Annotated in this window: 10 protein-coding genes; 7 read left to right on the forward strand and 3 right to left on the reverse strand. The window is 63.4% G+C overall.

The features are described 5' to 3' along the window. Positions 1-7 precede the first annotated feature (7 nt). The 3 genes from V9F06_10650 to uvrC are packed head-to-tail and all read right to left on the reverse strand — an operon-like array spanning position 8 to position 3,337. The gene (locus V9F06_10650; GenBank protein MEI2618061.1) at positions 8-832 is read right to left on the reverse strand and encodes a hypothetical protein; all 825 of its coding nucleotides are present in this window, start codon (positions 830-832) and stop codon (positions 8-10) included. Further along, on the reverse strand, positions 825-1,487 hold the full coding sequence (locus V9F06_10655) for an L-threonylcarbamoyladenylate synthase (protein ID MEI2618062.1): 663 nt from the start codon (positions 1,485-1,487) through the stop codon (positions 825-827). The genes V9F06_10650 and V9F06_10655 overlap by 8 nt, the downstream gene beginning before the upstream one ends. A gap of 29 nt (positions 1,488-1,516) precedes the next feature. Beyond that, positions 1,517-3,337, reverse strand: a complete 1,821-nt coding sequence (gene uvrC / locus V9F06_10660) for an excinuclease ABC subunit UvrC (protein MEI2618063.1) — start codon at positions 3,335-3,337, stop codon at positions 1,517-1,519. Positions 3,338-3,514: 177 nt separating this feature from the next. Here uvrC and alaS point away from each other — a divergent pair, with 177 nt between their 5' ends. The 7 genes from alaS to V9F06_10695 all read left to right on the forward strand — a co-directional run bounded on the left by alaS (position 3,515) and on the right by V9F06_10695 (position 12,031). Next, positions 3,515-6,142: an alanine--tRNA ligase gene (gene alaS, locus V9F06_10665; protein ID MEI2618064.1), complete on the forward strand. Its 2,628-nt coding sequence runs from the start codon at positions 3,515-3,517 to the stop codon at positions 6,140-6,142. A gap of 68 nt (positions 6,143-6,210) precedes the next feature. After that, complete coding sequence (locus tag V9F06_10670) at positions 6,211-7,980, forward strand: hypothetical protein (protein MEI2618065.1); 1,770 nt, start codon at positions 6,211-6,213, stop codon at positions 7,978-7,980. Further along, positions 7,934-8,395: a Holliday junction resolvase RuvX gene (gene ruvX / locus V9F06_10675; protein ID MEI2618066.1), complete on the forward strand. Its 462-nt coding sequence runs from the start codon at positions 7,934-7,936 to the stop codon at positions 8,393-8,395. The genes V9F06_10670 and ruvX overlap by 47 nt, the downstream gene beginning before the upstream one ends. A gap of 126 nt (positions 8,396-8,521) precedes the next feature. Then, the gene (locus V9F06_10680; GenBank protein MEI2618067.1) at positions 8,522-8,806 is read left to right on the forward strand and encodes a cyclic-di-AMP receptor; all 285 of its coding nucleotides are present in this window, start codon (positions 8,522-8,524) and stop codon (positions 8,804-8,806) included. A gap of 65 nt (positions 8,807-8,871) precedes the next feature. After that, positions 8,872-10,038 (forward strand): site-2 protease family protein, encoded by a 1,167-nt coding sequence (locus V9F06_10685; protein MEI2618068.1) that lies wholly within the window; start codon positions 8,872-8,874, stop codon positions 10,036-10,038. 183 nt (positions 10,039-10,221) lie between these two features. Further along, positions 10,222-11,457, forward strand: a complete 1,236-nt coding sequence (locus tag V9F06_10690; GenBank protein MEI2618069.1) for a hypothetical protein — start codon at positions 10,222-10,224, stop codon at positions 11,455-11,457. A 169-nt stretch (positions 11,458-11,626) separates the two neighbouring features. Further along, positions 11,627-12,031 (forward strand): MerR family transcriptional regulator, encoded by a 405-nt coding sequence (locus tag V9F06_10695; protein ID MEI2618070.1) that lies wholly within the window; start codon positions 11,627-11,629, stop codon positions 12,029-12,031.

Raw genomic sequence — 12,031 nt, forward strand, 5'->3', positions numbered from 1 at the left:
CTTGACGCTAGCGCGACATCACGACGACGAACACCAGCAGCGCCGCAGTCAAACCGGCGTACTGCGCCGCTGCAACCCCCGTCAACCGACGCATCAGATTCGCCCGAGTCACCAGCGCGTACCCCGTTACAACACTCGCAACCACGGCGCCGGACCACCAGCCCAACGGTGGCCAGTATGTCAATGGCCAGACAACCTCGGCCGCGATCAGCGCTCCAACCAGTGCATACGCCTGGCGACGGACCGGATACGTCGCGACACCGTCATGAATCTGCAGGAGCATCAGCGCCGTAACCACGAAGATCGTCGGCGCCAGAAACAGCAACCGTGCCTGAAATTGCAGCAGCAACGCGACATTGACGAACACAACGACGAGGCTCAGCCCGACGTGGATCAACAGCACCGGCTGATCACCGGTGTCGCCCGAATCGATCACATCACGAATGCTCAGTGCCGCATAGGCGCCGGTCGCGGCCAGCACGGCCGCCATGACGACGATCGGCGCGGTATGGTAGCGACCGACGAGTAGCGCGGACGCCAACACGATCATGGCCGGCAGGATTCCCGCCGTCGCCAATGGCGGGTATGGCGTGTAGCCTCGAATCGGCCGATCGAAAAACCGGTGCGCCTGCCAACCGATCCCGACGACCGCCACCAGTGCGATGAGATAAAACGACCGTGTGCCGTGGCCGATAAGCGGAGTGTCGAGAATCGACGGCTTGGCATGCCGGGCATAGATCCCCAGCGCGAGTGTCACCAACCCTGCCGCGACGGCCATCAAGACAGCCGGAGGCAACGATGCTGCTGTACCAGCCCTCCGCACATCACGCATGATCGAATCCTGCCTCAGCGAGTGCCGAATGAATCTGCTCGGGGCTAATCGCGCCAACGCGAAGGATTCGAATGCTGGCTTCAGACGCATCCACCACAGTCGACGCAGGCGCTTCCCCGGATCGACCACCATCAACCACGAAAGCGATCCGTCCTCCGAGTCGTTCGATCACCGCAGCCGCCGTCCGCGCCTCCGGTTCACCCGAGCGGTTCGCGCTCGTAACCGCCAGCGCGCCGCCGGCCGCGCGGATCACTTCCAGCGCAACGTCGTTGGCCGGCATCCGAAGCCCAACAGTCGGCACTCCACGTGTCACCTCGGCTGGCACGGTATCCGAGGCGGGAAGCACGATGGTCAACGCGCCCGGCCAGAAGGCATGAGCCAACGCAAGCGCGGCCGGCGACGCCCGCTTCGCGAGCCGGGCAAGCTGGCTCATGTCAGAGATAAGGATCGGCAGCGCCTTGTTGCCAGACCTGCCCTTGATGGCGTAGATTCGAGAAAGTGCGTCAGGACGGGCGAGCGAGGCTGCCAGGCCGTATACGGTGTCGGTTGGAATCGCGACGACGCCACCGTGGCGGAGCGCCTCGATCGCCCGGCCGATCTGATCGTCCAGCGGCGCGTCCGGCGCGCTTCCCGATTTGTCGGTTTCCGTGACCACCGATCCCCCTCCTGCGCCGCTCCGACTTGCTACAGTTGCGTCTTGATCTGTCGCGCCAGCTCACGGCCAATGCCCTCGACCGTGGCGATCTGTTCCTCGCTGGCTTCGCGAATGCGCTTCACGCTGCCGAACGCCTGAATCAACGCTTTCTTGCGCTTCGGCCCGACGCCGCGCAAGTCGTCCAGCGCCGAGCGGACAGCCGCGCGCTCTCGCTTCTGGCGATGAAACGACACGGCGAAACGGTGCGCCTCGTCCCGAACTCGTTGCACGAGGTACAGCGCCTGTGAGTCACGATCCAGCACGATCGGCCACGACTGGCCGGGCAGGAAGATCTCTTCATTCTCCTTCGCCAGCCCGACGACCCGCGTCTCGAATCTGACTTCATGCAGCGATTCCAGCGCCGCGTTGAGCTGCCCCTTGCCCCCATCGATGATGACAAGATCCGGTTGTCGCGACCAGGCCTCGGTATCCGGCTCGGTCGCCAGCCGCCTGAACCGCCGGCCGACGACCTCCTTCATCGCCGCGAAGTCGTTCTGCCCGTCGACATTCTTGATCGAGAAGCGCCGGTAGTCACTCTTCTTCGGCTTGCCGTCCTCGAAGACGACCATCGACGCGACCATGTTCGTCCCCTGCAATGTCGAAATATCGAAGCACTCGATGCGCCGAGGAAGATCCGGCAGCTCCAGCGCGTCAGCCAACTCAGTCATCGCCGCCGTCATCCGCTGCTCGTCGTTGAGCCAGCGCAACCGCGTCTGCTCGAAGTTCTCTACCGCGCTCTTGGCTACCATTTCGACCAGCTTGCGCTTCTCGCCACGCTGCGGCGTCGTCAGCCGCACCTTTCCGCCGCGACGCTCGGCCAGCCAGCCGCGCAGGATCGCATCGTCGGCCGGCATATGCTGGACGATCAGCTCGTTCGGAACGACAGCGGCGTCGCCATAGAACTGCGCGACGAAGCTGGCGACAATCTCCGACGGATCGTCATCCACCCGCGTCCCCGACATCACAAAATGCTCGGAGCCGAGGATTTTGCCGTTACGGATCATCGCCACCTGGACGACAGAATCACCACCCGGTGACTGGTATACGGCGATCACATCCGCGTCGTCGCCTTTCCCGGACACGATCTTCTGTCGCTCGAGGACATGCTCGATCGCCGACACCTCGTCGCGCAGCTTGGCCGCGCGCTCGAAGTCGAGGTTCTCGGCCGCTTGCTCCATCCGCTGTCGAAGCTCGGGCACGAGCTCCTCGCCGCGGCCTTGCAGAAAGAGCGCCGCGCCGTCGACCGCAGCGGCGTATTCCTTCGGGTCGGCAGCGCCGATACACGGACCAAGGCAACGACCCATGTGGAAATAGAGACACGGCCGGGGTGCGTCTCCGGTAATGACGATGTCACACGGTCGATATGGGAACAATCGGTTGAGCAAGTCGAGCGTGCGGTGGACCGATCCGGCCGAGGTGTAGGGACCGAAATACCGGCCGCCGTCCTGGACGATCCGGCGTGTCGCGATAACACGGGGCCATTCCTCGTTCGTGATCTTGATATACGGGTAGGTTTTGTTGTCTTTCAGCCGGACGTTGTAGCGTGGCTGATACCGCTTGATCAGCTCGTTCTCGAGGATCAGCGCTTCGCTGGCAGTGTCGGTTCGGATGACATCGAAGTCGACGATATGGCTGACCAGCTCGCGCGTCTTCGGATCCGGCGGCCGGCTCTCCTGAAAATACGAGCGCACACGATTTCGCAACGCGGCGGCCTTACCGACGTAGATCACGTCGCCCGCAACGTTCTTCATCAAGTAAACGCCGGGTCCGGTTGAGAGAACTGACAATCGGTCAGAGAATCGCGTGCCCATGACCTAATTGTACTGTCGGAGGCCAGCCCTCGCGTGAATGAGCCCTTGACCATATGTCACTGTCCGGGCATACTGTACGTACACCTCGCTTCGCGTGCGGTCTCGTCACCAATCCGGGTTCGCTACACTTACCTGCTCGGGATCGCCCACGGAATGTGAGAGAAGGCCAGACACAGAATGCAAAGCCGCGAGATACGACAACGTTTTGTTGAGTTCTTCGCCGAGCGGGGACACCTCCACGTGTCCTCGTCCCCGCTGATCCCACGTAACGACCCAACCGTTCTACTGACCACCGCCGGCATGCAGCAGATGACTCCCTACTTCCTCGGACTCGAGCAGCCGCCCGCCAACCGCATGACATCGGTTCAGAAATGCTTTCGGACTGTCGATATCGACGACGTCGGAGACGAGCGGCACGCCACCTTCTTTGAAATGCTCGGCAACTTCTCGGTCGGCAACTATTTCAAGCGGGAGGCGATCCGCTACGCCTGGGATCTGCTAACCGTCAGTTACGGAATTCCCGCAGAACGGCTTCAGGTAACGATCCACCCGGACGACGACGAGGCTCGCCAACTCTGGATGGACGAGGTTGGGTTGGCGCCAGAGCGCATCCACGAAGACCCGACGAATATCTGGGGGCCGGTCGGCGAAACCGGTCCCTGCGGACCCGACAGCGAGCTCCACGTCGACCGGGGCGCGCAGTATGGATGCGGAGAACCAGACTGCGGCCCGAACTGTCCCCGCTGCGACCGGTGGATGGAGCTCTGGAATCTCGTCTTCATGGGCCAGTTCAAAGAGGCTGACGGCTCGTTCCGCGAGCTCGAGCGCAAGAATATCGACACCGGCATGGGCCTTGAGCGCATCTCGATGATTCTGCAGAACGCGCCAACCATGTACGAGACTGATCTGCACCAGCCGATGATCCTTCGCGCGGCCGAAATCGCTGGCGTGACCTACGGCGCGGATCCAACCATCGACCGTTCTCTGCGCGTCATCAGCGACCACGTCCGTGGAGCCACATTTCTGATTATGGACGGCGTGCTGCCCGGCAACGAAGGGCGGGGCTACGTGCTGCGTCGCATCCTTCGGCGCGCAGTCCGCCACGCCCGCGCGGTGGGTATCGAACGACCGTTTCTCGTCACGATCGTCGATGTCGTCATCGACCGGTTCGGCGGCTATCACCCGGATATGATCACGCGGGCCGGCACGATCCGCCGTATCGTCGAGAACGAGGAGCAATCGTTTTCGAGAACGCTGGCTACAGGCATGGCCCGATTCGCCGAGCTCGTCGATGCACTCCGCGCTGCGGGCGGCTCGACTATCTCCGGCGAGGATGCTTTCCGGCTCTATGACACGTACGGGTTCCCCTACGAGCTGACCACCGAGCTGGCGGCCGACGTGGGTGTCGCCGTCGACGCCGAAGGCTTCGCCGTCGCGCTCGAGCAGTCACGAGCGCGCAGCCGCCAGCACGTCGCGAACTTTGCCGACACAGCCCGGGACCGTAACCAACTGTATGCGCGCCTTCAGCCGGTCGAGTTCCTGGGCTATGGGTCCACGAGCGCAGAGGCCGCCGTCGCGGAGATCGTCAGCGCCGATGCGCTCGTCGAGCAACTCGACGCCGGGCAGCCGGGCGAGCTTGTCCTCGATCGCACGCCGTTTTACGGTGAATCCGGGGGCCAGGTAGGTGATACCGGCGTCATTACGACCGAGACAGGCGTCTTCCAGGTTCACGACACCCAACGCCCAACACCCACCGTCATCGTCCATCGCGGCGAGGTGAGTGAGGGATTTATCCAGCGGGGCCAGGTCGCGTTGGCCGCCATCGACGCTGAGCGTCGCGACGCGATCCGTCGCAACCACACCGCCACCCACGTCCTGCATCGGGCACTGCGGATGATTCTCGGTGAAGACACCTATCAGGCGGGTTCGCTCGTCGCGCCCGACCGTCTGCGCTTCGATTTCACAAGCGCTGCGCCACTCGGGCCCGATGGAATCCAACGCGCGACCGAAATCGCCAACACCGTGCTGCTGCGCGACGACGACGTCACCACCGACGTCATGTCCTACGACGATGCGGTGGCCAGGGGAGCGATGGCGCTCTTCGGTGAAAAGTACGGCGATCTCGTGCGAATGGTCTCGATCGGCGAATTTTCTCGCGAGCTGTGTGGCGGCACCCATGTGCGCCACGCTGCCGAGATCGGCCCGATCGTCATCCTGAGCGAGTCATCGATCGGTTCGGGCGTCCGGCGCATTGAAGCGCTCACCGGCCGTGCCGCGCTTGAGTATCTACAGCGACTCCAGCTTATCGCGACCGATGCCGCGCGAACGCTCCACATTCCTGTCGAGGAGCTCGCCGAGGGGCTCCGGTCGTTGCAATCCAGTGTTCGCGACCTCGATCGCACCATCGATCAGTTGCGCCTGTCGTTAGCGACATCGGATGTCGAGAGCATTGTCGACACGGCAGTTGAAGTCAGTGGTGTGACGGTTCTGGCAACCAGGGTCGTCGCCGGCGATCGCGACACGATGTTGCAGATCGGGGACCGGCTCCGCGACAAGCTGCGCTCGGGCGTCATCGTCCTCGGCAGCGAGATCGACGACAAGCCGGCACTCGTGGCGATGGTGACAAGAGACCTGACTGCTCGTGGCGTTAGCGCGGGCAAGCTGATCCAGGAATTGGCGCCGATCATCGGCGGCCGCGGTGGTGGCCGGCCCGAACTGGCCAACGGCGGTGGAACTGACGCCACCAGGCTGGACGAGGCGCTCGGCGCGGTTGAATCGGCGGTCTCGCGCCAGCTTGGTGGGTAGATCCGACGCGCCCCGAGCGCGTCGCTGATCTTCGTTGCCGGGTGGCGGACCCAGGATAAGGAAGTGCAATGGCTACCCGGCAAACCGACTACTTCACCATCTCGCGACCGAATGACCTCGATGCGCTCGAGGAGCAACTAGCGAAATCCGAACTCGCCGAGATCATCGTCGACATCCCCGATGGCGCGACAACGCTCTTCACCGCCCGCGAGTTCCGACGTCTTGCCGCAGCAGCCCAGGCGGCCGGCGTTGTCGTCCGCGTGGCGACCGAGGATCCCCTGCGGCGCGAGTTGGCATGGATCATCGGGCTGCCGCTCGTCGACCCGATTGACCATCGCCCGTCGGCATCAGACACACGACCTGCTGATTTGCCGGCCGAGTCGCCGGCCGAACCGAGCGCCGACGCTCCCACCAGCCGGATCGATCTTCCGCCAGCAACTGACACAGCGCCTACAGCAAGCGTCCCGCTGACTCCATGGCGCGGCCTCGACACCGTCGCGCCTGTCGACGAAGACGAGATGGGAGACGACTCGTACTCATTCGTGATCACTCCACCCGGCAGACACCATCCAGTCCAGACGGAGGATCTCGACGCGTCGTGGGCTGCCTGGTCTTCGCGACAATTCGACCCGGCGCATGAGATCGCGCCAGCCCACCGCCGTTCCTCGCGACACGGTCGGCGCGCCGCGGTTTCGATTCTCATTCTGCTCACTATCCTTGTCGCCCTGCTCGTCGCGGTCGCTCCGTCCGCAACAATCGCCGTTACCCCACGTATCGATGCCGTTGAAGCCCGCGTCACAGTTGGCCTCGATCAGCCAGGCCGATCTTTTGATGTACACGTCGCGCCCGCCGCGATCGGCGCGACAGTAACGGCGAGCGCCAGCATTCCGACGACCGGGGAGCGCTTCATCCCCGACGCGGCTGCGACCGGATCTCTCCTGCTGACCAATCCAAGGCTTACTCCGGTCCACATCGAAGCAGGCGCTATCGCAACCGACGCCAGCGGCGGCGAATATGCGACAACGACGGACATCACCGTTCCACCAGCGGATCCGTATGGATCAATGACATTCGGCAGCGCCACTGCGCCAATCCGCGCCGTCGCCCCGGGCGCGGAGGGAAATGCCGACGCGGAGACAATCTACGGACAATGGGACAACGGAATCTTCTTCACCAACCGCGACCCGATTACCGGCGGAACGATGAAACGGATCGCGACGGTGAGCGATGCCGACCGAGCATCGTTGGAGAAGACCGTCCGTGGAGACCTTGATGCTCGTTCCAGCACAACCCTGGACGGCCTCGTTCCCGTCGGAGCGACGCTACTCGAGGGCAGCATGCAACGCGGGGAGGCAACCCTTCGCTTCGACCATGCGGCCGGCGACGACGCGACAACACTCCATCTCGAAGCGTCGTTGCCCGTGTCGGGACAAGTCTTCGACCCCGAGGCGATGAAGACGCAGGCCACGGCGGAGGCGACGCGTCGCCTCTCCGATCTGGCGGGTGATGCGAAGATCGTCGCCGGATCGATCGTAGTTGGCGCGTCTCAGCCACTCGGCGCAACTGCTGGAGATGGCTTCTCCGTCACCGCGACGGCACAAGCAGCGCAACCGATTGACGCATCCACGCTAGACGAGCTTCGCGCAGACGCGAGCGGCAAGCGCGTCTCTGACATCACATCCGCCGCCAAGCAGATTCCTGGCGTTCAAACGGCTGAGGTGGACCGACGATACAGTGGATTCTGGGGCAGGATGCCATTGTTGCGGTCTCGGATCATGATCGAGGTGCAAGGTGCCGAAACGACCGTACCGACGGAAACCACGCCGACCGGGCGCTAAGCTCATTGGCCTCGACCTCGGCGAACGTCGGATCGGGGTTGCCATCTCCGACGACACTGGCGTTATCGCCAGTCCGGATCGCATCATCGACTTGCGGCACGGGTCATTGCACGACATCGCGGCGCTCGTCGTCGATGTCAACGCCACTGGCATCGTCGTCGGCTTGCCGAAGGGCATGCTCGGCGATGAGGGTCATCAGGCCCGCGCGGCTCGCGATCAGGCCGCCGAGCTCGAGCAGCTCGTCACAACGCCGATCATCTTCTGGGACGAAAGGCTCACCAGCGCGATTGCAGATCGCGCATTAGAGCAGAGCGGTATGCGATCGCGCGAACGTCGGGACAAACGCGACGCCATCGCTGCGGCGATCATGCTGCAAAGCTATCTTGACGCGAATCCGCTGGTCTCTGACGAATGAACAACAGCCAGATAACTTCGGCGCGTCTGCATCCGATGAGTCGACGTTGACCAGATTTTTCATTGGCACCTATAATGACGGCTCAGGCATGTCGATCGACACACGGTGAAACGAGGCGGACGAGGTATGAAGCTGATTATCGCGGTTGTCCAGAACGAGGATGCCGACGCGGTTGTCGATGCTCTCCTTGAAAACGACTTTCGCGCCACCCGGCTGGCCTCAACCGGTGGGTTCCTTCGCCGTGGTAACACGACGATCATGATCGGCGTCCAGGACGAGCAGGTCGATCACGTTCTCGACCTCATTCGCCAGGAGGCCCGCAGCCGATCGCAGGCACAGGGAGCAGGCGAAATACAGACTGCGGCCGCGACCGTGTTCGTCCTCGATCTCGAAGAGTATCAGCGTCTCTGATCGGAATCCGGCTCAGATGAAGCTTTGGATCGTGTCGGATTGCTCGCCGCCATCAGGGGGTGTGCATGATTTCGCGGCCCCACGTGTTCAGCCGGCGGCGTCCGATCCATCCCATCGCGCTCCGGGGCATCCCGGTCCGCGCATCACCGGGCTGGATAACGATTGTCGTCGTTCTGACGATCATCTCGGCCGACCTCCTCGCGCCTGACGGGCTGCGCCAGCTTCGTCACGTCGGATTCACCGCGGCAATCGTCGCCGGCGCCATTATGTCCTTGATCATCCACGAACTGGCCCATGATGCCGTCGCGCGCCGGCGAGGCATGCATCTCCGCGCGATCATTCTGTCGTCCTTCGGGGCGCTGACCGACGATGCGTATCGACCCGAGAACCCGGCTAACGAGGTCCGCGTGGCAGCAGCCGGCCCGGCCGCCAGTGGCATCCTGGCAATTGTGCTTGGCGCTTGCTCGTGGATCGTCCCAGGATCCACCTTCGCCGGGGAAGCTTTCAGGACTCTCGCACTGATCAACACCTCGCTCGCTATCCTCACGTTGCTACCCGCCTATCCACTCGATGGCGGACGAATCCTGCGCGCCTTCCTTTGGTATGTCTCGGGCGATCTGATCCTTGCAACACGAGCCGTCGGTCTGTATGGCCGGGCCATCGGTTTCGGCATCGTCCTCGCCGGCCTCCTCATGCTGGCACTCAACGGGACCTGGTCAGTGGCGGCGGTATGGCTCCTCTTCGCCTACTGGTCAATCAGCCAGGCCGCGCGCGAAGGCTTCACCCGGACGCTCATCCGTGAGGGCGGACGCCAGGTCACGGCAGACGAAGCCGGCCTGACCGCTAGCCGCCGTATCGCCGCCGACCGAACGATCGACGCAGCGCTCGACGAGATTCTCCAATCCACCACGAGTGGTCCATTACTCGTCCAGCGCGACGGTGACGTGATCGGGCTGGTCTCGCTGGCGGAGATCCAACGGATCCCACGGGCAACCTGGGATGTCGTTACCGTCGGCGAAATCGCGTCGTCGCTCGATGACATCCCGCGGGTTGGACAGGACACCTCGTTGGTGGACATCCTGGATCTGGTAGACGCCTCGACAGGCCACGTCGCGCTCCTCGTCGTCGGGGGACGTATCGTCGGCGCAGTCACTCGCCAGCTGATTTACGAGCGTATTCGCGAACACCTCCGGGCCCCGCGCGACGACCATATGCGCCGTAATTCCCGATAGCCGCGACCCCATCAGACGTCGCTCATTCTCTTGTGTACGTACATCTCGGCTGGTAGACTCTGACTCGTTGACACTGCTGCCCATACGCCATCCACCCGATGGCGCCTGAGTTCCCGAATCGACGCCCTGCGTCGCCGGGTGGTGGGTCGATGCGTGTCTACGCTGGAACGTTGGAGGATGTCGATGCCCCGGCTCGTCACGGTGTTCATCACCACCATCATGATGCTTTCCCTGGCCCTGGTGATAACACCCATCGCCGCCGCGGAATCCGACAATTCAACCGTCGTTGCCCGGAACGCAATCGTCATCGACGCGGAATCGGGCGCTGTGCTGTTCGAGCGTGCCGCCGACGAACAGGCGCCGCCGGCCAGCCTCACCAAGATCTTCACCGCCATCGCCTCCGCTGAGATCACCGCGCCGGATCGGCCAATGACCACGACCGATGCCGATCTCGTTGGCGAGGCAAGCATGGGGCTCGTTACCGGCGAGACCGACACATTCACGACACTCCTCCATGGCATGCTGCTATCCAGCGGCAACGACGCGGCGATGACGATTGCCCGAAATCTCTCAGCCACGAATGGCGATCTGGATAACGCCACCGTCGACCCATTCGTCGCCTACACAAACGCCCGAATCGCCGAGATTGGCGCGACCAACACGCATCTCGTCAATCCCCACGGGCTGGATGCCGACGGCCATGTCACGACGGCACGTGATCTCGCTACGATCACACGCTATGGGCTCGCCTCCGTGCCCGCGTTTCGCGAGGCAATTGGAGCCATCAGCTACAAAGGCGACGGCCATTCCCTTCACACGACCAATGACTTCGCGGGAACCTATCCGGGGCTGGTCGGCGGCAAGACCGGCATCACGACGAATGCCGGCTACTGCCTGATCGAGGTCGCGCAGCGAGACGGCCGAACCATCATCGCCGTCCTTCTCGGGAGCACCTCTGAGTCGTGGTATGCGGACGCCCGTTCGCTCCTCGATACCGGATTCGCAACCCCGCTCGCCCCGGCCGCGCAACCAGCCCAGCCACACCAGGTGATGTCGAACACATCGGGCCTCGCCGTCTCCGGCGCAGGAGCGGAGCGAGTGGTGACCTCGGGAGCGGTTGCCGCCCAGAAGGCGCATGCACCGGGCGTTTGGGCGATGATGGCCCTCGTCGCTATCCCGTGCCTTCTCGTCATCGCAACGATCCTCGCGCGGGTCATCGAGCCACCGCGTCGCCGCGCCGCGCGTCGTTCCCACGTCGCAATTCCACCGCGACAGCCGGTCATCATCCCAGCCGGCATGCCGATGGATGTGACTGCTCCATTTCCGATCGTGCCCACGCGCCACATCGCTCCGCCTCGCCAACCGCTTCGGCCGCGGCGCGTCACCGAGCCCACTGCCGTTCCGTCCTTCGGCGACTAGCCAGCGAAACCCGATCTGCTCCAAACAGGCCCCGATGCGATACGCATCGGGGCCTGTTTGGATTCGTCGCCGGTGGCCAGTTGTTGGGGTGCGCGCTCTATGATATAGTCTGTATCAACATTGTTGAGAGTGCGAGTTGTCGAATCATTGGCAGATTGGTGGAGACTGCATGCAAGAGAGCGAGCCACTCTACGTCATCAGCGTCGCGTCAAGGCTCCTGCGCCTGCACCCGCAAACCCTTCGAAAGTACGAACGAGAGGGTTTCGTCGCCCCCTCGCGGACGTCGGGCAATCTCCGCCTGTACTCCACCGAAGACATCGAACGGCTTCGGCAGGTGAAGCATCTCGTCGAGGAGCGGGGAATCAATCTGGCCGGTGTCCAGCTCGCCCTCGGCCTGACAGAAGAGATCCGCGTACTCCAGGAGGAGCTTCGCGCCCGAAGCCGCGAGGATTACGACAACATCGCCGCCATCCTCGACGGGCTACTCGACTTGATGGGCGCGTCCACCGTCTCCGATGACGCGCAGCGCGGCCGAGTCGCGATCGAGCTACGAGTAAACAGAAAGCCCAGGTAA

Source organism: Thermomicrobiales bacterium (genome assembly GCA_037045155.1).
Lineage (GTDB): Bacteria > Chloroflexota > Chloroflexia > Thermomicrobiales > CFX8 > JAMLIA01.

Excerpts from the sequence above, each read along its gene's own strand:
- V9F06_10690 (MEI2618069.1), top strand. The coding sequence starts at position 10,222 with ATGCCCCGGCTCGTCACGGTGTTCATCACCACCATCATGATGCTTTCC.
- V9F06_10670 (MEI2618065.1), top strand. The coding sequence starts at position 6,211 with ATGGCTACCCGGCAAACCGACTACTTCACCATCTCGCGACCGAATGAC.
- V9F06_10685 (MEI2618068.1), top strand. The coding sequence starts at position 8,872 with ATGATTTCGCGGCCCCACGTGTTCAGCCGGCGGCGTCCGATCCATCCC.
- V9F06_10650 (MEI2618061.1), bottom strand. The coding sequence starts at position 832 with ATGCGTGATGTGCGGAGGGCTGGTACAGCAGCATCGTTGCCTCCGGCT.
- uvrC (MEI2618063.1), bottom strand. The coding sequence starts at position 3,337 with ATGGGCACGCGATTCTCTGACCGATTGTCAGTTCTCTCAACCGGACCC.
- V9F06_10680 (MEI2618067.1), top strand. The coding sequence starts at position 8,522 with ATGAAGCTGATTATCGCGGTTGTCCAGAACGAGGATGCCGACGCGGTT.
- alaS (MEI2618064.1), top strand. The coding sequence starts at position 3,515 with ATGCAAAGCCGCGAGATACGACAACGTTTTGTTGAGTTCTTCGCCGAG.
- V9F06_10695 (MEI2618070.1), top strand. The coding sequence starts at position 11,627 with ATGCAAGAGAGCGAGCCACTCTACGTCATCAGCGTCGCGTCAAGGCTC.